Origin of the sequence: Alcaligenes sp. MMA (assembly GCF_020907215.1) — a bacterium.
In the GTDB taxonomy this organism is placed as follows: domain Bacteria; phylum Pseudomonadota; class Gammaproteobacteria; order Burkholderiales; family Burkholderiaceae_B; genus Alcaligenes; species Alcaligenes aquatilis.
On record NZ_JAJJPP010000001.1, the window covers coordinates 629,785 to 651,242 of the forward strand.

General features: G+C 56.2%; 21 protein-coding genes. 6 read left to right on the forward strand and 15 right to left on the reverse strand.

The genetic code is table 11. The annotated features are described in order from the left end of the window. Window positions 1-15: 15 nt before the first annotated feature. From xdhC to xdhA, 3 genes are read right to left on the reverse strand one after another with little or no spacing between them, the layout of a single operon-like run. Window positions 16-984 (reverse strand): xanthine dehydrogenase accessory protein XdhC, encoded by a 969-nt coding sequence (gene xdhC / locus LNA76_RS02795; protein WP_121739085.1) that lies wholly within the window; start codon window positions 982-984, stop codon window positions 16-18. Continuing rightward, window positions 981-3,311: a xanthine dehydrogenase molybdopterin binding subunit gene (xdhB, locus tag LNA76_RS02800; RefSeq protein WP_230017847.1), complete on the reverse strand. Its 2,331-nt coding sequence runs from the start codon at window positions 3,309-3,311 to the stop codon at window positions 981-983. The genes xdhC and xdhB overlap by 4 nt, the downstream gene beginning before the upstream one ends. Further along, window positions 3,311-4,804, reverse strand: coding sequence for a xanthine dehydrogenase small subunit (gene xdhA, locus LNA76_RS02805; protein WP_230017848.1), 1,494 nt, complete (start codon window positions 4,802-4,804; stop codon window positions 3,311-3,313). The genes xdhB and xdhA overlap by 1 nt, the downstream gene beginning before the upstream one ends. Window positions 4,805-4,947: 143 nt before the next feature. On the opposite strand from xdhA, the gene LNA76_RS02810 reads away from it, so the two are divergent. Together LNA76_RS02810 and LNA76_RS02815 are read left to right on the forward strand one after the other, a co-directional pair. Beyond that, entirely contained in the window at window positions 4,948-5,889 is a 942-nt protein-coding gene (locus LNA76_RS02810) for a LysR family transcriptional regulator (protein WP_094197040.1), read from the forward strand. Further along, a complete protein-coding gene (locus LNA76_RS02815; protein ID WP_230017849.1) occupies window positions 5,886-6,644 on the forward strand; it encodes a LamB/YcsF family protein in 759 nt (252 codons plus the stop codon). The genes LNA76_RS02810 and LNA76_RS02815 overlap by 4 nt, the downstream gene beginning before the upstream one ends. Here LNA76_RS02815 and LNA76_RS02820 read toward each other — a convergent pair whose 3' ends face one another. From LNA76_RS02820 to LNA76_RS02830, 3 genes are all read right to left on the reverse strand, one after another. Further along, complete coding sequence (locus LNA76_RS02820) at window positions 6,645-6,833, reverse strand: DUF3008 family protein (protein WP_230017850.1); 189 nt, start codon at window positions 6,831-6,833, stop codon at window positions 6,645-6,647. Window positions 6,834-6,953: 120 nt separating this feature from the next. Next, entirely contained in the window at window positions 6,954-8,156 is a 1,203-nt protein-coding gene (locus tag LNA76_RS02825) for a benzoate/H(+) symporter BenE family transporter (RefSeq protein ID WP_230017851.1), read from the reverse strand. A gap of 28 nt (window positions 8,157-8,184) precedes the next feature. Then, window positions 8,185-8,949, reverse strand: a complete 765-nt coding sequence (locus LNA76_RS02830; RefSeq protein WP_094197036.1) for an AraC family transcriptional regulator — start codon at window positions 8,947-8,949, stop codon at window positions 8,185-8,187. 96 nt (window positions 8,950-9,045) lie between these two features. Here LNA76_RS02830 and LNA76_RS02835 point away from each other — a divergent pair, with 96 nt between their 5' ends. Beyond that, window positions 9,046-10,242 (forward strand): MFS transporter, encoded by a 1,197-nt coding sequence (locus LNA76_RS02835; RefSeq protein ID WP_230017852.1) that lies wholly within the window; start codon window positions 9,046-9,048, stop codon window positions 10,240-10,242. Window positions 10,243-10,454: 212 nt separating this feature from the next. Here the strand turns inward: LNA76_RS02835 and LNA76_RS02840 are convergent, their stop codons facing one another. Beyond that, window positions 10,455-11,627, reverse strand: coding sequence for an MFS transporter (locus tag LNA76_RS02840; protein ID WP_230017853.1), 1,173 nt, complete (start codon window positions 11,625-11,627; stop codon window positions 10,455-10,457). A 1,182-nt stretch (window positions 11,628-12,809) separates the two neighbouring features. Here LNA76_RS02840 and LNA76_RS02845 point away from each other — a divergent pair. Next, complete coding sequence (locus LNA76_RS02845) at window positions 12,810-13,598, forward strand: deaminated glutathione amidase (protein ID WP_094197033.1); 789 nt, start codon at window positions 12,810-12,812, stop codon at window positions 13,596-13,598. A 10-nt stretch (window positions 13,599-13,608) separates the two neighbouring features. Here LNA76_RS02845 and LNA76_RS02850 read toward each other — a convergent pair whose 3' ends face one another. Continuing rightward, on the reverse strand, window positions 13,609-14,256 hold the full coding sequence (locus tag LNA76_RS02850) for an alpha-ketoglutarate-dependent dioxygenase AlkB (RefSeq protein ID WP_094197032.1): 648 nt from the start codon (window positions 14,254-14,256) through the stop codon (window positions 13,609-13,611). 79 nt (window positions 14,257-14,335) lie between these two features. Here LNA76_RS02850 and LNA76_RS02855 point away from each other — a divergent pair, with 79 nt between their 5' ends. Then, the gene (locus LNA76_RS02855; protein WP_108727637.1) at window positions 14,336-15,202 is read left to right on the forward strand and encodes a pirin family protein; all 867 of its coding nucleotides are present in this window, start codon (window positions 14,336-14,338) and stop codon (window positions 15,200-15,202) included. 3 nt (window positions 15,203-15,205) lie between these two features. On the opposite strand, the gene LNA76_RS02860 is transcribed toward LNA76_RS02855, so the two are convergent. The 4 genes from LNA76_RS02860 to LNA76_RS02875 form a co-directional block, all read right to left on the reverse strand. Next, a complete protein-coding gene (locus LNA76_RS02860; RefSeq protein ID WP_230017854.1) occupies window positions 15,206-15,697 on the reverse strand; it encodes an OsmC family protein in 492 nt (163 codons plus the stop codon). Window positions 15,698-16,014: 317 nt separating this feature from the next. Then, complete coding sequence (locus LNA76_RS02865) at window positions 16,015-16,722, reverse strand: glutathione binding-like protein (RefSeq protein ID WP_094197029.1); 708 nt, start codon at window positions 16,720-16,722, stop codon at window positions 16,015-16,017. 98 nt (window positions 16,723-16,820) lie between these two features. Continuing rightward, a complete protein-coding gene (locus tag LNA76_RS02870) occupies window positions 16,821-17,045 on the reverse strand; it encodes a DUF3820 family protein (protein ID WP_094197028.1) in 225 nt (74 codons plus the stop codon). Between the two features lie 6 nt (window positions 17,046-17,051). Then, window positions 17,052-17,714: a dienelactone hydrolase family protein gene (locus tag LNA76_RS02875; protein WP_094197027.1), complete on the reverse strand. Its 663-nt coding sequence runs from the start codon at window positions 17,712-17,714 to the stop codon at window positions 17,052-17,054. A 146-nt stretch (window positions 17,715-17,860) separates the two neighbouring features. On the opposite strand from LNA76_RS02875, the gene LNA76_RS02880 reads away from it, so the two are divergent. Then, window positions 17,861-18,103 (forward strand): hypothetical protein, encoded by a 243-nt coding sequence (locus LNA76_RS02880; protein WP_230017856.1) that lies wholly within the window; start codon window positions 17,861-17,863, stop codon window positions 18,101-18,103. Window positions 18,104-18,412: 309 nt separating this feature from the next. Here LNA76_RS02880 and LNA76_RS02885 read toward each other — a convergent pair whose 3' ends face one another. From LNA76_RS02885 to LNA76_RS02895, 3 genes are all read right to left on the reverse strand, one after another. Then, the gene (locus LNA76_RS02885) at window positions 18,413-18,955 is read right to left on the reverse strand and encodes a GNAT family N-acetyltransferase (RefSeq protein ID WP_230017858.1); all 543 of its coding nucleotides are present in this window, start codon (window positions 18,953-18,955) and stop codon (window positions 18,413-18,415) included. Between the two features lie 333 nt (window positions 18,956-19,288). After that, entirely contained in the window at window positions 19,289-20,419 is a 1,131-nt protein-coding gene (locus LNA76_RS02890) for a TIGR03364 family FAD-dependent oxidoreductase (RefSeq protein ID WP_230017860.1), read from the reverse strand. Further along, window positions 20,419-21,438, reverse strand: a complete 1,020-nt coding sequence (locus tag LNA76_RS02895; protein WP_094197023.1) for a putative 2-aminoethylphosphonate ABC transporter substrate-binding protein — start codon at window positions 21,436-21,438, stop codon at window positions 20,419-20,421. The genes LNA76_RS02890 and LNA76_RS02895 overlap by 1 nt, the downstream gene beginning before the upstream one ends. Window positions 21,439-21,458: the final 20 nt, after the last annotated feature.

A 21,458-nucleotide genomic window follows, 5' to 3' on the forward strand; every position in this document is an offset into this window, starting at 1 on the left:
GAAGTCGAGGTCGCATCAGCGACTGAGCTGGCCCATTTCATAGGCGTGGGCCAGCAATTCGGCGGCGACAGCCACGGCAATAATCGAAGGGGCCTTGCCCTTGATATCTGGCACGCCAATGGGGCAGATCAGTTCCTGAATACGGGATTCGGGCATACCGCGCTGTTGCAGGCGGCGCTCGAATTGACGGCGTTTGGTCATGGAACCGATCAGGCCCACATAGGCGGTATCGGGGCGGCGCAAGATCTTTTGGCACAGCGCCAAATCAAGGCCGTGATTATGCGTCATTACCAGAAAATAGCTATTGCTTGGTGCTTGTTCAATCAGGGCATCGGGGATGTCGGTAATTTCCAGGCTGACATTGCTGGGTACCTGGGCGGGAAATAGCTCGGGGCGCTCGTCAATCCATAGAACCTGGCATGGCAGGGTGCCCAGAATCTGCACCAAGGCCTCGCCCACGTGACCAGCCCCAAACAGCAGAATGGTCAGGGGTGGGGGCGGCAGGTCTTCCATCCAGACGCCTTGCGAGCCGTCGTAGTCCAGTCGGGACTCGTCCACAATCGAAGGGCTTTGAATATCAACCTGCTTGTTACCGTCCGAGAGCAATTGCGAACGGCGGCTGGTCGCCTGACCGGCCCGCACGGTGTTGTCCAGTTCTTCCAGCCAGCCCAAGTCTGACGCATCCAGAGTTTCGTACAGCAAGGTAACCACCCCGCCGCAACATTGGCCCAGACTGGGGCCCAGTGGCAGGCGGCTCATGCTCCAGCCGGGGCCGCCGGGCTGGCTGAGCATGGCACGTGCCTGTTCTGCTGCCACCCATTCCAGGTGTCCGCCACCAATGGTCAGCCACTGCTCAGTTTGGCTGAACAGCATGGCCGTACCCGTGGTGCGCGGGGTGGAGCCTTTTGCCAAGGCCACCGAGCACAAAACCAGCCGCTCGCCCGCTTTTACACGGGCGAGGGCAAGAGAGGGCCAGCTACTCATTTCGCTTTTCGAATCGCCGCAACCGCCCGCATGACGGCTTCGGCAGTGGCGGGAGCGTTCAGCTCGGGCTCGATCTGGTAGTTTCCTACGCTGGCGACCGCATCGCGGATTGCATTGAACACGCAGAAGGGCAGCAGCAAGGGCGGCTCGCCCACGGCTTTGGAGCGGTGAATCGAATCCATGGCGTTGTGGCCATCGAACAGATTGACGCGAAAGTCTATGGGGCAGTCGCTGATGGCCGGGATCTTGTAGGTTGACGGCGCATGCGTGGTGAGCTTGCCTTGGGCGTTCCATACTAGCTCTTCCGTCGTCAGCCAGCCCATGCCTTGAATAAAGGCGCCCTCAACCTGGCCAATATCCAGGGCCGGATTGATGGATTTGCCGACATCGTGCAGCACGTCGGCACGCAAAAGACGGGATTCTCCGGTCAGGGTGTCGATCAGCACTTCAGCGACGGCAGCACCATAGGAAAAATAGTAGAAGGGGTTACCCTTCATGACTTTAGAGTCCCAGTGCAGGCCAGGGGTGGCATAAAAACCATCGGACCATAGCTGGACACGGGCCTGATAGGCGTGCTCAACCAGTTGGAAGAAGGGCATGGTCTGGTCACCGATCTGGACCTGACCGCGCTCGAACTTCTTCACGTTGGATTCTTCAACCGAGAACAGCTGGGCCGCCACTGTCGTCAGGCGCTGGCGAATCTGGTAGGCCGCATCCTGAGCGGCTTTACCGTTCAAGTCGGTCCCGGTAGAGGCGGCGGTGGCCGATGTATTGGCTACTTTGGTGGTATCGGTGGCCGTGACCCGGATATGCTCCAGATTCAGGCCCAGCTCATGGGCAACCACCTGGGCCACCTTGGTGTTCAGGCCCTGGCCCATTTCCGTGCCACCGTGGTTTACCAGGACGGTGCCGTCACGATAGACGTGAACCAGAGCACCGGCCTGGTTAAAGGCGGGCACGTTAAAGGAAATACCGAATTTCACCGGCGTCAGTGCCAGCCCCTTTTTCAGAACTGGGCTGCTGGCATTGAATTGACGAATGTGTTCACGGCGCTGCCGGTATTCACTGGTCTCTTCCAGCTCGGCCACCAGTTCGTGAATGATGTTATCGACCACGGTTTGATCGTACGGCGTCACATTGCGGTCTTCTTTTCCGTAGAAGTTAATGCGGCGTACATCCAGTGGATCTTTGCCCAGACGGCGGGCAATGGTGTCCAGTGCCACTTCCATCACCAAAGCCCCTTGCGGGCCGCCAAATCCTCGGAAGGCCGTGTTGGATTGGGTATTGGTGCGACCGCACAGCGCGCTCATGTCTACATCAGACAGGTAGTAGGCATTGTCAAAGTGACAGATGGCGCGGGTTGCCACCGGGCCGGACAGGTCGGCAGAAAAGCCCGAGTTGGCGGTCATGTCCAGACGGGCGCCCAGCAGGCGGCCTTCGTCGTCGTAGCCAATATCGTATTCGTAGTAGAAACCGTGACGCTTGCCGGTAATCATGAAGTCGTCGTCGCGATCCAGACGCAGCTTGATGGGGCGTTGTAACTTGACGGCGGCCATACTGGCCACGCAGGCGTACAGGGCCGATTGGGATTCCTTGCCGCCGAAACCGCCGCCCATGCGACGGCATTCCACGTGAACCTTGTGTGCGCCAACGCCCAGGCAGTGGGCAACCAACTGCTGCATTTCCGAAGGATGCTGCGTGGAGCACCAGATATGCACGGCGCCGTATTCCTTGGGCACAGCGTAGGAAATCTGACCTTCCAGATAAAACTGTTCCTGACCATTGCACTGGAATGTGCCTTGCAGACGGTGCGGTGCCGATTCCAGCGCTTTCTTGGCGTCGCCTTGTTTCAGGCTCATCAAGGGCAGAACCCCGGCGTTGGCGGCCTTGGCTTCTTGTGGTGTCAGGATGGCAGGCAACTCTTCATAGCTGATCTTGCCCAGACGCGCGGCACGGCGTGCCTGGTCGTGGGATTTGGCGATCACCGCAAAAATGGGCTGACCAAAGTAATGCACCACGCCATCGGCCAGAATCGGGTCGTCATGCAGAATCGGGCCGCAATTATTCGCGGCGGGAATGTCGGCAACCGTCAGGACCGCAATGACGCCGGGTGCCTGACGGACGGCTTCCAGATCCACTTCCAGCAAACGGGCATGGGCTTTTTCCGACAGGCCCAGCGCAATGTGGGCTGTGCCCTGCAATTCGGGTAAATCGTCGGTATACGTGGCGGTGCCGCTCACGTGCAAGTCTGCCGATTCGTGCAAAAAGGACACGCCGACGCGTTGCGCCGTGGCGGTGTTCAGGTGGTCGATACTGTCAATTTTCATCACAAAGTCTCCAGGCTGGCTTGAGCTCGGTGAAAGACATTCAACTGGGCGGGACTCAAAGCGTGTTCAGGGTGGGTTTCCAGGAAGAAGCGGTACAGCAAATTGGCCGCACTTTGGTTGCGGTATTCACTGCTGGCACGCATGTCGCTCAGGGCCTGGTAGTCCTGCTGGAGTGCCTTCATGGCAGCCTGTACGTTTTCCTCGTTCCATTCCTGGCCTTGTAGCACCTGCTCGGCGTGGCTGGCACGTTTTGGAGTGGCGGCCATGCCACCAAAGGCGATGCGGGCCTGTTTGACGATTTCGCCATCCAGCTCCACCGCAAAGGCGGCACACACGGCAGAAATGTCCTGGTCGAACCGTTTGGACAGCTTGTAGGTGCGAAATTGCCATTGGCCCTTGTGGCGTGGGACCAGCAGGCCTTGTACAAACTCGCCCGGTTCCATGGCGGTTTTCTGATAGGCCAGATACAGGTCTTCCAAAGGCATGACGCGCTCAAGCCCACCTTTGCGCAGCACGACACGAGTGCGCATGGCAATCAGGGCCGGCATGGAGTCACCAATAGGCGAACCGTTGGCCACGTTACCGCCCAAAGTACCGGCGTTGCGAATAGGGAAGGAGGCAAAACGCTGGCGCAGTTCCGTCAATTCGGGGTGGTCTTTGATCAGGGCATCAAAAGCGTCGTTCAGCAGCACGCCTGCACCAATGTAAAGATCGTCCTCGGTGGTTTTCAGCTCGCGCAGTTCAACGACTTGGCCGATATAAATAAGATGCGGTAGATCGCGGAATTGCTTGGTCACCCACAGGCCTATATCGGTACTGCCAGCCAGAATGCGGGCTTGCGGATATTGCTCGCGCAATTGGGCCAACTGATCCAGGGTGCGGGGGGCGTGGAAGGTCTGGCCCTGATATTCATAGGCCAGCATGCCGTCTTGACGAATGGCACGCAGCTTGTCTTCAATGGATTGGCGATCCATGCTGACTGCCGGGTAGCTGTGCATGGCCTTGGCCGCATCAATAATGGGGCGGTAGCCGGTACAGCGGCACAGATTGCCCGAGAGCACATCGTCGATCTGTTCTCGCGAAACCGGGCCGTTTTCAGGTGAGTGCGTCATGTACAGACCCCACAGCGACATGATGAAGCCGGGCGTACAAAAGCCGCATTGGGCACCGTGCCAGTCCACCATGGCTTGCTGCACAGGGTGCAAGGTGCCATCGTCCTGGCGTAGATCTTCAATGGTGTAGAGCACCTTGCCATCGAGCGTAGGCAGTAGCTGGATACAGGCATTGACGGCACGTAATTGCAGTTGATTGTTCTGGTCCAGTTCGCCAATCATGACCGTGCAGGCGCCGCAATCACCTTCGGCACAGCCTTCTTTGGTGCCGGTGCAGTGCAGATCCTCACGGATATACTGTAAAACGGTTCGCGTGGTCGGGGCTTGGGCCACTTCCTGTACTTCGCCGCGATAAATAAAACGAATTGGTCTTGTCTCCATGATCTCACTCGACTGGTTTTTTACGTATCGAAGATAGCATTTGCTTAGGACGCGAACATTTGCTTGGAATGATGTTCACTATATAGGCGTATGAGTGTCTACACGGATCAACGGCGCGGGCCAGCGCTTGTATTATTGAGACCATGCCAAAATTACGAGAACAACTAGATCTGCATTTGCTGCGGGTATTGCAGTCGCTGCTCAAAGAGCACAGCGTCTCGCGTACGGCTATCCGCTTGGGCATGTCCCAGCCAGCCGTCAGTAATGCCTTGCGGCGCTTGCGCGAAATCACGGGCGATCCAATTTTGTTGCGCGGTAAAAAGGGAATGGTGCCTACCGAGCGCGGTCCCTTTTTGCTGGCTCATGCTACGGAAGCCTTGCAAGCGATCGAGCGAATTTCTGCTAGCGCGGAACCCATGGATCCCAGTCAGTCTACTCGGGTTTTCAACCTGGGGGCACCGGACTATCTGGACGGTGCTTTTATCCCGGATATTGCGGAGCGGGTGCGTCGTCAGGCACCGCAGGCCCGCTTGGTGGTCCATACCATCAACCCGGATCTGGACTACGTGCAGGCCCTGGAGGAGGGCGAACTGGACGTGGTGATCGGCAACTGGCTGGAGCCTCCGGAAAAGCTGCATCTGGCGCGCCTGTTTGATGACGAGGTGGTCTGTATGCTGGGCCGTCATCATCCGCTGGCGCAGCGTGGCCTGTCTTTGCAGCATTATCTGGAAATGCCGCATCTGGCCCCTTCAGCTCATGTGACGGACAAGCGCGGCTTTATTGATGGCTGCTTGGCCGAGCAGGGCATCAGCCGTCATGTACAGATGGTAGTGCCGTATTTCGGACTGGTGCCTGGCATTTTGAGCCGCACGGATATGGTATTTACCACTAACCGCCAGTTTGCCGAGTACTATGCCCGCATTCTGCCGATTACGGTTCTGCCTTGCCCGGTTCACTTTCCACTGATGCGTTTTTACCAGTTGTGGCATCCGCGCACGCATAATGCGGCAGAGCTGCTGTGGTTCAGGCGTTGCATTGCCCAGGCCGCCGGCAGGTTGGATGGATTATCAGAGGGAACTCCATGAGCTTGAGTATTGATTTGAACTGCGACATGGGCGAGAGCTTTGGCCCCTGGGTTATGGGCCATGATGAGCAGGTGATTCCGTGGGTGACGTCGGTCAATATCGCCTGCGGCTTTCATGCCGGCGATCCTGGCACGATGCGTCAGACGGTGGCTTTGGCGCTAAGCCATGGCGTGAAGCTGGGTGCCCACCCCGGTCTGCCAGATCTGGCAGGTTTTGGTCGGCGGGTAATGGCGGTTACCCCCGAGCAGGTCTATGACATGGTGGTGGTGCAGGTGGGGGCCTTGGCTGCCGTTGCCCGCACACAGGGTGCCGCCCTGCATCACGTCAAGGCGCATGGCGCGCTCTACAATATGGCCGCCCGCGATGCGGCATTGGCAAAAGCCATTGCCCAGGCGGTAGCCGATATTGATCGCAGCCTGATTCTGTATGCGTTGGCAGGCAGTGTGCAGGTGCAGGCCGGCCGTGATGCGGGTTTGACGGTGGCTCAAGAGGTGTTTGCTGACCGCAGTTATCAGGATGATGGCAGTCTGACACCCCGTCAGCAAGCTGGCGCCATGATTACCGACGCCGATCAGTCCGTGCAGCAAGTCATGCAAATGATAGAGCAAGGCACCGTTACCAGCTTGTCAGGTAAAACGGTGCCTTTGTCGGCCGATACCCTGTGTCTGCATGGGGATCAGGCCGGTGCGGCCGAGTTTGCGCAGCGTTTGCATCAGGCCTTCGAGCAAAGCGGCGTGCGCGTTCTGGCGGTCTGATTACTCTTTGTTCTCAGGCAGATTGCGGCGCGCGGTATCGGTGCTGGCCAGTTCTTCCAACTCACCTTCACTGAGCGTTTTATACATTTCTATCGACGCCCCTTTCAGGCTGGATACGGGAGTCTCTCCTCGTTTGGCGGACAAAGCAGCGCCGGCGGCTTTTTGTTGAGCTTGAGATAAAGCGGGCATGAAGCACCTCCGTTAGAGAAAAGTGGTCACGCCTGTAGTGTGCCAAATGAACAGGACGGCCAAGCAAGCAAATGTGAAGCTTGTTTGCCGTCTTGAACAAAGATCGGGGAAATCGCCAGTTCAGGACACTTTTCGTTTCTGAATCAGATACATAGCCATACCGAAAACCAGGCCCCAGAAAGCGCTGCCGATATTGAGCAGGCTCATGCCCGAGGCGGTAGTCAAAAAGGTGACCAGCGCCGCGTCACGAGTATCCGGAGCCTCCAATGCCATGTGAATGCTGTTGCCTATCGTGCCCAGCAAGGCCAGACCCGCGATGGCGGCAATCAATTCTGTGGGGAAGGCTGCAAACAGGCTGACGACAGTGGCACCAAAAATACCGGCGGCAAAATAGAAAATACCGGCCCAGACACTGGCACGATAGCGCTGACGCGGGTCTGCATCCACTTCCGGCGTCATGCACAGGGCGGCGCTAATGGCGGCCAGATTGTAGGCATAGCCACCGAAGGGGCCAAAGATCAGGCCGATAATCCCGGTCCAACTGATGACGGTGGAGTTAGGGGCATCGTAATTATGGGCTTTCAACACGGCCACGCCTGGAATGTTCTGCGAGCTCATGGTCACGATGAAAAACGGAATGCCGACACCGATCAGGGCAGTCCAGGAAAACTCGGGCCAGACCAGTACCGGCGTTGCAGGCGTCCAGCTCAAAATATCCATTTTCAGCAAACCTTGCAGGGCGGCAATCGTGACACCGGCTACCAGTGCCAGAGGCACGGCATAGCGGGGCGACCACTGGCGCACCACCAGGAACACGATGAACATGCTCAGGCACAGCAACCACTGAGTCTGCATGGCACCAAACAGGTCCAGGCCAAAGCGCAGCAAGATGCCGCCTAGCATGGCGCCGGCAATACTGCGCGGCATGTACTGCATCAGCTTTTGAAAGCTGCCGCTAAGACCGCAAATTGTGGTCAGCAGAGACGAAAACAGGAAAATACCCACTGCCTGAGACATGGGCAGGCCAAGCAGGCCGGTGGCCAGCAGTGCGGCGCCGGGGGTGGACCAGGCGGTCAGAATCGGAATCTTGTAGCGTAGTGAAAGACCTGCCGACAGCAGGCCCAAACCAATACCCAAAGACCACATCCAGGAACCCAGCTCGGCAGTGCTGGCTCCGGCCGCCTGCGCTGCCTGAAAAACAATGGCAGCGGAGCTGGTATAGCCTACCAGCACGGCAATCAGCCCCGCCGACATATGAGAGATCTGGAACCAACTTAATAAGCGCTGCAGAGACCCGGGGCGGGACAGGTGTGTGGAGGACATGGATGCGTGTGGTGAGGGTCGTAGAGGCTCAAGAAGAATAGGTTTGGCTTATATAACGGCTGGGGGTTTCGCCCAAAATAGATTTGAAAACACTGATAAAGGCACTGATAGAGGTGTAACCCAATTCCCTGGCCGTGCTCTTTACGGACATTCCCGAACCCAGTTTTTGCAGGGCCAGCATAATCATGAATTGTTGACGCCAGCGCCCAAAGCTCATCCCTGTGTGTTTTAGCATATGTCGGGCCAGGGTGCGCTCACTCATGGCCAGCGCTTTGGCCCAGTCGGCCATCGTGGGACGTGCGTCAGGCTGTTGCTGCATATGCTGTGCAATCGTTTGCAAGACCTTGTCCTCGGGCACAGGCACATGCAATTGGCGGCTAGGCATCTGATTCAGGGTTTCCAAAAGGACCAAGGCCAGTCTGTGCGTTTGGCTACCCGGTTCGTAGTCAGCATTCAGATCGCTTAAATGAATAATCATTTCGCGCACCATGGGGCTCAAATCCAGGGTGCAGCAGTGATCCGGCAATTGATCCAGGCCGGGCTGTATGTACAGGAAATGAATCAGCGCCTGATCGTCGGCGCGGGCGCGATGACGAATCCCGACAGGTACCCAGACGGCACACAGCGGTGGCACCATCCAGTAGCCCTGGTCAGTTTGCAGAGTGACGGAGCCATATTGCGTCATGATCAACTGCCCATTGGGATGGGTGTGCAGTGGATTTTCGGTCGTACTGCCCATCTCCATTTTGATGCTGAAGACAGGTCCGCCCTGAGGATTGGTGCTAAAACTCATGGTTTGTCTGGTTTGAGGTATAAGTTGTCATAATATCCTGTTCGCGCCGAGTATGAAACAAGATAGACTAGGGTTTTCACCTACTAGCTGCCTGTCATGTCCCTTGCTCGACCTTCCTGGCTCTCCCATCCCTTGCTGGTGCTGATCGGTGTTTTGCTGATCGCCGGCAGTCTGCGGGCTCCGATTACGGGGATAGCCCCCTTGCTGGAGCTGATCCAGGCCGACCTGTCCTTGTCCTCGACACAGGCTGGGTTGTTGACCGCCATGCCTTTGTTCATCTTTGCCGTGGTCTCATTGCTGGCTGCCTCCATCGCCCGTAAGGTGGGGCTGTCCCGTTCCCTGTTTATTGCTTCCGTGCTGATCGCCATTGGCGTGGTGGTGCGTGTCCTGGGGGGCACGACGGAACTGTTTGCCGGTATCGGCTTGCTGGCCATCGGGATTGCACTGGGTAATGTGCTTTTGCCGTCCCTGGTCAAACGCCATTTCCCCCTGCGTATTGGCTTCATGACCTCTTTGTATGTGCTGTTTATGGGCCTGGTGGCGGCTTTCAACTCTGCGATGGCCGTGCCAATGGCAGAGTGGACAGGCCAAAGCTGGCGCTGGTCGTCCCTGATTGTGGTGGGTGTCATGGCACTGGCCAGTGTCGCGGTGTGGGCCACCCAACTGGGAGCGGATCGCCGTGCGGCTCAACGTGCACCAGCCGCGGCTGCCAGCAGCGTGTCAGTGTGGCGCTTGCCCCTGGCTTGGCACATCACCTTGTATATGGGTTTGAACTCGGTGGCTTACTACATGATTGCTAGCTGGTTGCCTGTGATGTTGGTCAATTATGGTTTTGAAGCGGATCATGCCGGCCAGATTCACGGTTTGATGCAGCTGGCGACGGCCATTCCCGCCTTGCTGCTCATGCCTGTGCTTAGTCGTTTGCATGATCAGCGTGCCGTTGCCTTGGCCGGCGCCTTGTTGCAGACCCTGACCTTTGTGGGTTTTTTGGTCTTGCCGTCTTGGTCTCTGCTGTGGGCGGTCCTGTTTGGCATCGGTAGCGGTAGCGTGTTCTTGATTGCCCTGGCCTTGATCGGTGTGCGGTCGACCTCCACTTCGCAGGCGGCGTCCCTGTCAGGAATGGCGCAATGCATGGGCTATTTGCTGGCTGCCTTTGGTCCGCCCGCCATGGGCGGCTTGCATGATCTGTTCGATAGCTGGGGCTGGGCTCTGGGCTTGTGTATTTTGGTCAGTTTCGCAATGAGCTATGCCGGTTGGCTGGCGGCCCGCCCTGCATGGACTGGTAAGGCTTGAGCCGAATTTGTAAGCCGTAAAGAGCTGGTTCGTCGAGAGAGGGTTGAAAAAAAGCCTGTGATTGCGAGATTCTTGCAATCACAGGCCTTTTTTTGGGGACGACTGGCGGATTGCTTGTTCTGCCACGGCTATTGGGAAGTAGCAAGTTTGCCTGTCTTGACGTTGTTGTAGCTATATAGCGACGCCCATTGCTTTGGGGGCAATTTCTGTCCTTATTCTTTGATGCGCAGTGAAAGGGTGTGCAGGCCCAAGCCGCCCAATGCCAGCAGGGCGCCGACCCAGGCGGTGGAGGTCCAGCCCCAACCAGCCGCAATCGTCAGGCCGCCTAACCAGGCTCCCAAGGCATTGGCCATATTGAAGGCGGAGTGATTCAAGGCAGCAGCCAGTGTTTGGGCATCTCCGGCCACGTCCATTAAACGAATTTGTAAGGCTGGACCCAAAGCCACCAAGGTGCCGATCAGCATGATATTCAAAGGGCCAAGAATAGGGTGGTGGGCCGTAATCATGAACAAGAGCAGCACACCGGTTGCCCAGATCAGCACCAGACGGATACTGCGATCCAGATAGCGGTCAGCATAGCGTGCGCCCAGCAGATTACCCAAGATCATACCGACCCCAAACAGAGCCAGTACAACGGGAATGGCGCTTGCTGACAGCCCGGCCAGCTCCATCAGCGTGGATTTCACATAGCTGAATACCGAGAACATGCCGCCAAAGCCAATCGCGCCTATACCTAGAGTCAACCAGACTTGCTTGCGTTTCAGGGCGCCTAGCTCGCGCAAGGGACTGGCCAAGGTATTGGGAGGGACAAAAGGCACAAACCGCAGCACCAGTGCCATGGTGATCAGGGCAATGATGCTGACAAAAGTAAAGGCCGCCTGCCAGCTCAGCCATTGGCCCAAAGCGGTCGCAATGGGTACACCTAATAAGGTGGCGACGGTCAATCCCAGCATGACATAGGCCACCGCCTGTGCGCGGTGATGGGGCGGCACCAAACGGGCGGCCACCAGAGCCGCAACACCAAAGTAAGTGCCATGTGGAAAGCCTGCCAAAAAGCGGGTGACTAACACGGTTTCATAGCTGGGGGCGATGACGGTCAGAAAATTGCCTATGGCGTAGGCGCCCATCAAGGCAATCAAGAGGCGTCGCCAAGGCCAGCGCGCCCCGAGCACAGCTAACACTGGCGCGCCGATAACCACGCCCAGCGCATAAGCGCTGATTAAATGGCCCGCAGTGGGAATATCGATACCGAGATCCTGGGCGACATCAGGCAGCAAACCCATGATGACAAATTCGCCCGTACCGATGGAAAAACCACCCACTGCCAAGGCCAGAATCGCCAGCAGAACCTGGCGTGGGGATAAAGAGTCGTGTGATGAAGACAAGATAAAAGCCTGAGAAACAAGAGGGGTGGCACGTCCACCCGTAAGAGGCCTTATTGTCACGCAGTCCTGGTGTCTGACTCAAGATTTCTAGAGCTTGAATAAGGTTATGTAACTGCAGGGTATTGAAGTTCTTTTTAAATTTTTAGTTTTTATTACGTCCTAGCACAAATTAATTTAATGATCTACAGCGTTAGTCCGAAGCAACGTATAGAGATTTTTTTATATTTTTTATATAGAATCACGGTATTGGGTGTTTTGTATCCAATCATTTTCCTGTGGTAGCTTTCCCCTGGTTTTGCAAGAAATCGGGGGTTTTTTTTGTTTTACTTATTTTGAGTTTCAATCATTGGTACATTGACGGTCTAATGTCGAAGCGGCATTCAGCCCTGGCTCAATGCCTTTTTTCAGGCGATTGGGTGGTGTTAGGAATTAAAGAGTGGGCCTGTGCATGTTTGCAGCAGGCCCATTTTTTTAAGCTGATTTTCTCTTTCTTTGATTTATTGGCTTATCCAGGATAAGTTGATTTTTTGATTATGTCCGGTCATAAATTGTCAAGGTTAAGCGACCCCTTGAAGGGAGTAAAGCAGATAATTTCCAGACTGTATCAAGACTAACCCTAACTTCTGCCATTTTTGTCCGGCTTAATGAAAGAGTAATTTTGCCTGTTTGTATATCTTTTATGACATTGTAAATATGATTATTTTTTATATCTCATTATCATATATTTGATGGTTTTTAAGGATTTGCTTGGCAGGAAGTATTGTGTTCCGAGCTTCTTGCTTGAATCCAATTCAAGTTCATGAGGGAAAAATGCAAGTTGTGTAGATAAGCTCCCAGAGCGCAGCTTGCAGGTCGGCAAGCTATTGTATTGTTTGCTTGTTCAGTCGCTTAATTAAGCGGAAAGTCTTACTGGAATGTTCTTGAATTCGTCTAGCCTGTTTAGTGTGGTTAAACGCATTTGGGGTGTTGACGAAAATATGAGCTGTTTTTTAATTTCAATTCATGTCTTTTTTTTTACATGCTGGGAAGGGAGCGATAGGCAAACGTATCAGTGATACAGAAGGGCAAAGTGTTGTTTTACGTTTGATCACCAGGTGAACCCTTTGTGTGCTCGGACTGTTGGCTGGCCAAGCCGGGGTGCTGCGTTAGAATCATTTAGGCAGCATACTCAAGGAGGTGGTCATGAAAGTTGCATTGGGCCAGATGGCCGTATCCAGAGATTCGCAGGAAAACCTGAGCGCATGCTTGGGGTTGATCGAGCAGGCCTTACGGTCTGATGCGCAGTTATTGGTGTTGCCTGAGGGTGTGCTGGCCAGAAATGTGGCCGACCCCGAAGTGGTCCTGAAATCCGCGCAGGCCCTGGACGGGGAATTTGTCAGCCGCCTGAGCGTTGCGACCCGCGATACCGATTTGACCGTGGTGTTTTGCATTCATACGCCGGCAGGGGAAGGTAAGGTCTGGAATACCTTGGTGGTGCTGCGTGATGGTCAGGTGCTGGCGCATTACAACAAGCTCCATTTGTATGATGCCTTTTCGGTGCAGGAGTCGCGCTATGTCCAGCCGGGCACTGAAATCCCTGCCTTGATTGATGTGGCCGGTTTCAAGGTCGGTTTGATGACTTGCTACGATCTGCGTTTTCCTGAACTGGCCAGACGCTTGTGCGTGGATGGGGCTCAAGTCTTGCTGGCGCCTTCGGCCTGGCTGAAAGGACCGTTGAAAGAGCATCATTGGCGTGTGCTGACGACGGCGCGTGCCTTGGAGAACACGGCCTATATGGTAGCCGTGGGGGAATGTGGCGAACGCAATATCGGCCAAAGTCTGGTGGTGGATCCTTTGGGCGTGATCGTGGCCCAGGCGGCAGAGGCACCGGCCCTGCTGTTGGTGGATCTGGATCGGGAGCGTCTGGCGTATGCTCGCCGGATTTTGCCCGTGCTGGAAAACCGTCGTTTTGCACCGCCCGAACTGGGTTGATTACACCCGCTTAGCCTGCTTTTCTGAAGGTCAGATTGACCCGGCCCGAGCCCCAGTGTGGATGGGCCGGGCCTTCCAGTCTGCGCACCCCATGGAAATTCAGTCTGGATGGCCCCCACCAGACCAGCACATCGCCATCGCGTAGACGCAGGGTACGCACCGGGTCGCTGCGTTTTGCGCCACCCCATAAAAACAAGGCTTCACGTCCCAGGGACACCGAGATAATCGGGTGCTGCAAGTCGCGCTCGTTTTTGTCCTGATGCAAGGACATATGCGCCTGCTCATCGTAGTAATTGATCAGGCAGGTATCGGCCTGAAAAGGGCCTTGGCCCGACTCCTGGGCAATGTGCGTTAGCAAATCCTTGAATACAGCAGGCATAGCTGGCCAGGCCAAACCCGTTTGCGGGTCTGTAGGACTGTAGCGGTAGCCGTGCTCGTCCGATGTCCAACCCAAAACGCCACAACTGCTTTGTGCAGCCGACATGCGATGTCCTGATGGAACCTGCATATGTCGCCAGGGGGCGCTGTGCAGCAGTTCTTGAATGGCCTGTGCCAAGGCGCAGGCGTAGGGCAAGGCCAAACCAGGCAGGGCTATCAGGCCGGTATCCAGAGTCAGCACATGGCCGGGAACGGGATCGAAGAGTGAGAGTGTGGACATGCGAGAGTGGGCGAACCAATCAGGGACCAGAGTATAGTAATCGGGATTGTATGTGTGTGACTTTCCAGTAGAGGTGTCTATGGTCGAGCTACTTATTCCACAACGTCAGCACAGCATTGGAGCATTTGAGGTGGGGCGCGTTTTGCCTTTTCGCCAACGGCGTATGGTGGGGCCTTTTATCTTCTTTGATCGCATGGGGCCGCAAGCGCTGAGGGCACCGGTGGGAACGGAGAACGATGTGCTGCCACATCCGCATATCGGCCTGTCTACCGTCACCTATTTGTTTGAAGGGGCCATGACGCATCGTGACAGTCTGGGCGTGGAACAGGACATTACGCCCGGCGCGCTGAATTGGATGAGCGCCGGTTCAGGTATTAGTCACTCCGAGCGTTTTGAACCCATGCGCACGCAAGGCGGCCGCATGGATGGGATCCAGGCTTGGGTGGCCTTGCCGGAACACAAAGAAGAACAGAACCCGGACTTTGTGCATTACGAAGCCGAGCAATTGCCTCTGATTCAGGACATAGGCCTGGAAGGCCGCCTGATTGCCGGTTCGGCGCTGGGTTTGTCTAGTCCTGTTAGTGTGGACTCGCCCCTGTTCTATATGGAGTTGCGCGTTCAAGGCGGCCAGTCCGTACCCTTGCCAACCGGCCATGAAGAGCGCGCAATTTATATCTGTGCGGGCGAGCTGGAAGTGGGGGGACAACGCTATCGAGCCGGTCAGATGCTGGTCTTTGCCAAAGGCGACAGCCCCCGTATCCTTGCTGAGCAAAACAGCCACTTGATGCTGCTGGGCGGTGAGCCTTTGGGGCCACGCCATATCTGGTGGAACTTCGTGTCCTCGAGCAAGGACCGTATCGAGCAAGCCAAGGACGATTGGCTCCATGGCCGAATCAAGCTGCCACCGCTGGATGATGAGCAGTTCATTCCTTTGCCGGCAGTGTAATGTTTATGTCTGCTGCGGGGCCCTCGGGGCGTGTATCTGAACCGTGACGTCATGGTCAATCGGGGTTTTGACCGAGCGGGCAATAAAACAGTATTCGCCCACGCGATCATGAAGCGATTTGGCCAAGGCAGCGTCACTGTCTGGTGTGATTGTGACACATGGGCGCAAGGTAACACTCTCGAATTGACCGGCCCCGTTGGCCTGTTCGATCATGCTGCCAACAGGGCGGTCTTCATAGGCCGTGACCACAATGCCGGCTTCTGCCGCCAGTCCCAGATACCACAGCATATGGCACTGAGCGATCGATGCCAGGAAAAGCTGCTCGGGGTTCCAACGGTCCGGATCACCTCGAAAGGCGGGGTCTGAAGAGGCGGCAATAGTGTCAAGGCCGGCCGCGCTTAGCTCATGATTGCGTGAGTAGGAATGGAGTGTACGGGTGCCGTTTCCAGTGTTGCCGGTCCAGTTGATCAACAATTCATAGTGGTGCGTTTTCATGGCGGTGTTCTGGCAAGGTCGCAGGGAGCCAAAAGCGTAGCAGCGAAGGCGCCAAACCGTACACAAAAAAAAGCCCTGGAAAGAATCCAGGGCTTTGAAGGCTTGCTCATCAGGCTGGTGGATTTGCCTGTATCCGCTCTATGAGCAGACTGGTTTTTTGATTGATGGGCAAGCCTGGCAAACGGAATAGTACCGCTTGCGCAGAATGTTTAGGAGGCCAATTGTACGGATTGGCGCCAAGCGAAACAAAAAAGACCAGTTTGATAGCAGGGCTATTGCATATTGGCTTATAAGCATTGATTGGCGCTGCTTATCCATTAATCGCGAACAGGGATATTCAGGCCGCGTTGTACTGCCGGGCGGGCCTGGAATTGTTGCAGAACGCGAGCCACGTTCTTGAATTGCTCGTACTCCACCAGCTCGCCTGCGCCGTAAAAACCAATCAGGTTGGCAATCCAGGGGAACAGGGCAATATCGGCGATAGAGTAGTGGTTGCCCACCATCCAGTCCTTGCCGTCCAAGTGCTTGTCGATCACACCCAGCAGACGCTTGGATTCGTTGACATAGCGGTCGCGAGGGCGCTTGTCCTCAAAGTCCTTGCCGGCAAATTTGTGAAAGAAGCCTAGCTGACCAAACATGGGACCGACGCCCCCCATCTGGAACATCAGCCATTGCAGGGTTTCATAGCGCTGGGCTGGGTCAACCGACAGGAGCTGACCGGATTTTTCGGCCAGATAGATCAGGATGGCACCGGACTCGAACAGGGCCAGCGGCTTATTGCCGGGGCCATTGGGGTCCAGAATGGCCGGGATCTTGTTGTTGCTGCTGAGCGAAATAAACTCCGGGCTGAGCTGGTCGTTGCGCTCAAAGCTGACCAGATGCGGCTCGTAGGGCAGGCCAATTTCTTCCAGCATGATGGAAACCTTGACGCCGTTGGGGGTGGGCAAGGAATACAGTTGCAGATGCTCGGGGTGCTGAGCGGGCCATTTGCGGGTGATGGGAAAGGCAGAGAGATCGATGGTCATGACGTCCTTCACAATGGGGCGTAGAGGAAGTGTTGATAGTAGCAAGCGGGCTGTCGACAGACCGCCGCAGCCTGCTTTTCAGTAAGGTATTGGTCTGCTTACCGGCCACGCGGGCGCAAGGGATCCAGCAAGGATTTCAGACCGTTATGATCCAGTTCGTGCATCAGAGCCAGTAGTTGACCCAGCCGCCCGGAAGGAAAGCCTTCGCGGGCAAACCAGTTCAGATAATGCCCCGGTAGGTCCGCCAGCAAGCGACCTTTGTATTTCCCATAAGGCATGGTGGTGTTCAACAGGGCAAGCAGGTCGTCGCTGGATTCAAGCATGGATGGTTAACGCAGATGTTCGGCAAAGAAGGCTAGTGTACGTTCCTGAGCCAGTTTGTAGGACGCCTCGTGAAAGTCAGGGCGGTGGTCGCAGCCAAAACCATGACCGGCAGGCTCATACACGTAAATGGCCACCTCCTTCTGAGCGTCTTTGATCGTCTGAATGGCGCTGGCGGGAATGGAGTGGTCCTGGGCACCAAAGTGCATTTGCACCGGAATCTTGGGCTGTTCCTGGGCGTTCTGGGCAATCTGCGAACCATACCAGCAACTGGCCGCTTTCAGACCCTGCACGTGGCAGGCGGCCAGCCAGCTCAAGGAGCCCCCCCAGCAATACCCCACAATGCCAATCTTGCGCGAACCCAAGGCGTCCACGCAGGCCTGGATATCCAGCAGGGTTTTATCCTGGGCAATGCCGTTGCGCAGGGCCAGACCGGCTTGCACGTCCTGGGCGGTGTAGCCCAGTTCTACATTCTTTTGCTGCCGATCAAACAGGGCGGGGGACAAGACCCGGTAGCCCTGCTCGGCAAAACGCTCGCAGGTGTTGCGTATGTGTTGATTCACACCAAAAATTTCCTGCAACACGATCAAGCCACGTTCGGCCTTTTCGTCGCCTGCGGCATAGGCCTGGAAACGGTGCTGGTCTGCGCTGGTCAAGCTAAGCGTACTCATGGCGTGTCCTTTAGCTGTAAAACAATAATCCTCTTTTATAACAGTCGCCCATACTGGGAGGCCAGCCTCAGGACGTTTACAATCCACCCAGAACGGCGGGGGTGTCTAGCTCTCGCCCAAGCCCCTCCTACTTCAATGGAATAATGATGCGTGACGTGCTAATGGACAGTCTGTTCTGGACGATTGTGATGCCCTGGTTCTTGTTTTTAGGGCTATTTCTTGTTCCCAAGAAGCCTTCTTGGTTGCGAAACTACGCCTTTCCCGGCGTGTTTATTGCAATTGGTCTGGGCCTGGTGGCTGCCGTGGCAGTGGGTGTGGGGATGTTCAGTCTTGTGCTGGGCGTGATTGCCTTTGCGGTCTGTTACGAAAAGCCGAAAGCCAGCGCCTGAGTCAGGGACAAACCGTTTGAGAAAAACCATCGCGGCGTGCTGCCAGCGATGGTTTTTTTGTCGCCGTGCCGCCCCAAGGCTCGGCGCCTCCGGCGAAACCTCCCCCTCGGGGATGAGCCTGGACACACAGCAGTCCATTGCGGACTGCTGTGTGCCTAGCGAATCCGAGCGGCATACAAGCCGCGAGGTGGAGCGCAAGCCGAAGGCGCAGCGAGGGGGCTTTTTTGCCGCCGGGCCGCCCCAAGGCAAAAGCTCCCCCTCGGGGGGCAGCAAGCCGTAGGCGCAGCGTGGGGGCTTTTTCGATACTCTTCAGCCGTCTACCGGCTCGGCAGGCGTATCCAGCGTCAGCAGGTAGAAAGCCACATCCAGCCAGCGGCCAAATTTGAAGCCCACTTCCTTGAAGGTGCCGGCATGCGTAAAGCCCAGGCTTTGGTGCAGGTGGATACTGCCGGCATTACTGGCATCAATGCAACCGACCAGCGTATGGAGATTGGCCTGACGAGCACGACGTATCAACTCTTGCATCAGGATTTTGCCCAAACCTTTGCCACGGTGTTCCGGGTGCACATACACACTGTGCTCCATGGTGTATTTGTAGGCGGGAAAAGCGCGAAAGCTGCCCCAACTGGCAAAACCCATCAGTGTGCCGGTTTCATCGATCACTCCGACCACCGGAAAGTCATTGGCGCGTTTGGTGGCAAACCAGCTCACCATGGCCTCGGGTGGGCGCGGCACATAGTCGTAGAGTGCGGTGGAGTTCACGATGGCATCGTTCAGAATTGCCAAAATGGCGGTTGCATGCTGCGCTTCATTGCAGTCTATAAAGTGCAACCCGCTCTCACTGTCTTTCATTGATCCGTTCCTGTCATGGGGTAGGCCGGGATTTCATCGCCAATCGCGACGAGGTACTTGGCGGCATGGCTATGTGGATTGCTAAAGCTCATGAGCGCCCGCTCTGGCCTATTGTGTGGCGTATTTTATTCCACTCTATTGGGTTTCTCATGGGAAATTCCCAGTAAGAAAATGCATGGATTTGCCCTGTTTTGGGGGCTTGAATTCCGCCATCCAGGCACACGCTTTAGGAAAAGAAAAACGCGCAGCGTGGGCTGCGCGTTTTTTGGGCCAGTATACAGATCAGTTATCTCTGGCACTTGCCTTGCCGGAGCGGCAGGGCGGGGGTACTGATCAATCGTAGCGCGCCGCAATATTGCGTTCGCCAATGGCCAGGCCTGTAGTCATTCCCAAGCCCGTGTGCATGACCGTCACTTGCGTGCTGCCATCGGCTTGCAGAACCGAAAACGGTCCAGGGCCTTTGGCGCCATACACGCCTTGCCAGCGTTGCAAAACCTGTACCGGGCAACCCAGCACCGTTTCTGCCAGAGCCAGCAAGTACTGATCGGTGTCCTCCTGATTGAAGGGACTGGCTTGCAGGCCGTAGTCGTGCGAGTCGCCAATGATCAGGTCACCTTCTGGTGTGGGGCTGATCAGCAGATGGATGCCTTGATCCAGCAAGACACCATGGCGTTGTTGTACTTGTTCACGCAGCGTGTCTGCCAGAGGCAGATCGCTGAAGGCACCGTAGTGCAGGCAGGACAAACCCGTCAGCAAAGGGCGGTCCAAAGCCCAGCCGGTATCTTGCGCACGTACTTTCAACATTTGTAGATGTGTCACCGACGGTTTGACAGTGTCGAGCAGGTCGCGATGCAGGCTGCTGTAGTCGTGGCCGGGGCACACAAAAATGCTGTTGGCTGTGAAGTTGCCCGCGCTGCTGTGTACCTGGCCTTCTTGCGCATAATGCACATGCGTCTGGGTGTACACATCCACGCCCATAGCTTGCAAGCTGCTGGTGATGGCGGGCAGGGCGTCGCGCGAGTAGATCTGCAAATCATCAAAGCCTTGCAGCGCACCGTGGTGATGCCCCAAACGGCCATCAAATAGGGAGGCCAGTTCTTTGCCGTTGAGCATTTTGCAGGCGACGTTTTCTTCTTGGGCACGGCCCTGGGCAAAATCCTCCAGCAGTTCCAGTTCCAGATGATTGCGTGCCAGCACCAGCGAGCCATTGCTGCGTACATGGAAACCGGCTTGCTCAGCCAGTTCCAACCACAGACCGCGGCTTTGGCGAGCCAGATCCATCATGATGCCTGGTGCCTGGCCAGTGACCAGAACCTGACCGAAATTACGTATGGTGGCGCCTTGGGCCTGGTGACTGCGCTCCAGCACAGCGACGCTCAGCTTGCGGCGGGCAGCCGCCCAGGCATGTGCCATGCCCAGGATGCCGCCCCCCACCACGATTACATCGTAGTGTTGTGTGTTCATTACTTCTTGGCTTCCGATTTACCGTCGTAACGTTTGGTCCACTCTTCGATGATGCGCTCGCGGTTCTCAGCGGCCCAGACGAAGTTGTTGTCGATCAGACGTTGGTTCAGGTCTGTAGGCAGATGTGGGTTAGCCGTGGCGATGGAAGGAATGGCCAGCACGGCAAAGTTGGTCTTGTACAAGTGGTTGGCTTCTTCACTGGCGGAGAAGTCAGCCAGTTTCTGTGCGGCTTCCAGGTTCTTGGTGCCTTTCATGATGGCAGCGGCTTCGATTTCCCAGCCCAGGCCTTCTTTGGGGAACACCAGTTCCAGGGGAGCGCCTTCTTCTTTCAGGCGAGCGCCACGGTAGTCAAAGGACACGCCAATCGTGTATTCACCAGCAGCGGCCATATTGCAAGGCTTGGAGCCGGAGTGGGTGTAGGCACCGATGTTCTTGTGCAGACCGTCCATGAAGGCCCAGCCCTTGTCTTCACCAAACAGTTGCAGCCAGGCGCTCACGTCCAGAAAGCCGGTACCCGAGGAGGCGGGGTTAGGCATAACAATCTTGCCGGCGTATTCGGGTTTGGTCAGATCTTCCCAGGAGGTGGGCATAGGGAGCTTGTTTTTTTCCAGCTCAATGGTGTTGACACACAGGGCAGCGGCAAAGCCGTCCATACCAACCCAGCTAGGCGGGTTGTTCTGGTCGCGCATTTTGGCGTCGATCTTGTCCAGGCCTTGGGGAGCGTAGGGTTGCAGCATGTCCTGGCTGGCCATCAAACCCAGTGAGGAGCCAGCCAGACCCCAGACGGCGTCAGCCTTTGGGTTGTTCTTTTCAGCCAGCAATTTGGCGGTAATGATGCCGGTGGAGTCGCGTACCCACTGGATCTTGATATCGGGATTTTTTTTCTCGAAAGCAGCCTGATAAGCCTTGAGCTGATCGGCTTCCAGCGCCGTGTAGACGGTCAGGGTTGTAGCGGCTTGAGCCAGGGAAGCGGCGCCCATCAAAGCGGCAGCCAAGGAGCTCAGAACAATGGTTTTCATGGAGAAGTGTCCTTGTGACA

Bases quoted from the DNA above. Each gene is read 5' to 3' on its own strand.
- xdhC (WP_121739085.1), bottom strand. From the start codon at position 984: ATGAGTAGCTGGCCCTCTCTTGCCCTCGCCCGTGTAAAAGCGGGCGAG.
- xdhB (WP_230017847.1), bottom strand. From the start codon at position 3,311: ATGAAAATTGACAGTATCGACCACCTGAACACCGCCACGGCGCAACGC.
- xdhA (WP_230017848.1), bottom strand. From the start codon at position 4,804: ATGGAGACAAGACCAATTCGTTTTATTTATCGCGGCGAAGTACAGGAA.
- LNA76_RS02810 (WP_094197040.1), top strand. From the start codon at position 4,948: ATGCCAAAATTACGAGAACAACTAGATCTGCATTTGCTGCGGGTATTG.
- LNA76_RS02815 (WP_230017849.1), top strand. From the start codon at position 5,886: ATGAGCTTGAGTATTGATTTGAACTGCGACATGGGCGAGAGCTTTGGC.
- LNA76_RS02820 (WP_230017850.1), bottom strand. From the start codon at position 6,833: ATGCCCGCTTTATCTCAAGCTCAACAAAAAGCCGCCGGCGCTGCTTTG.
- LNA76_RS02825 (WP_230017851.1), bottom strand. From the start codon at position 8,156: ATGTCCTCCACACACCTGTCCCGCCCCGGGTCTCTGCAGCGCTTATTA.
- LNA76_RS02830 (WP_094197036.1), bottom strand. From the start codon at position 8,949: ATGAGTTTTAGCACCAATCCTCAGGGCGGACCTGTCTTCAGCATCAAA.
- LNA76_RS02835 (WP_230017852.1), top strand. From the start codon at position 9,046: ATGTCCCTTGCTCGACCTTCCTGGCTCTCCCATCCCTTGCTGGTGCTG.
- LNA76_RS02845 (WP_094197033.1), top strand. From the start codon at position 12,810: ATGAAAGTTGCATTGGGCCAGATGGCCGTATCCAGAGATTCGCAGGAA.
- LNA76_RS02850 (WP_094197032.1), bottom strand. From the start codon at position 14,256: ATGTCCACACTCTCACTCTTCGATCCCGTTCCCGGCCATGTGCTGACT.
- LNA76_RS02855 (WP_108727637.1), top strand. From the start codon at position 14,336: ATGGTCGAGCTACTTATTCCACAACGTCAGCACAGCATTGGAGCATTT.
- LNA76_RS02860 (WP_230017854.1), bottom strand. From the start codon at position 15,697: ATGAAAACGCACCACTATGAATTGTTGATCAACTGGACCGGCAACACT.
- LNA76_RS02865 (WP_094197029.1), bottom strand. From the start codon at position 16,722: ATGACCATCGATCTCTCTGCCTTTCCCATCACCCGCAAATGGCCCGCT.
- LNA76_RS02870 (WP_094197028.1), bottom strand. From the start codon at position 17,045: ATGCTTGAATCCAGCGACGACCTGCTTGCCCTGTTGAACACCACCATG.
- LNA76_RS02875 (WP_094197027.1), bottom strand. From the start codon at position 17,714: ATGAGTACGCTTAGCTTGACCAGCGCAGACCAGCACCGTTTCCAGGCC.
- LNA76_RS02880 (WP_230017856.1), top strand. From the start codon at position 17,861: ATGCGTGACGTGCTAATGGACAGTCTGTTCTGGACGATTGTGATGCCC.
- LNA76_RS02885 (WP_230017858.1), bottom strand. From the start codon at position 18,955: ATGAAAGACAGTGAGAGCGGGTTGCACTTTATAGACTGCAATGAAGCG.
- LNA76_RS02890 (WP_230017860.1), bottom strand. From the start codon at position 20,419: ATGAACACACAACACTACGATGTAATCGTGGTGGGGGGCGGCATCCTG.
- LNA76_RS02895 (WP_094197023.1), bottom strand. From the start codon at position 21,438: ATGAAAACCATTGTTCTGAGCTCCTTGGCTGCCGCTTTGATGGGCGCC.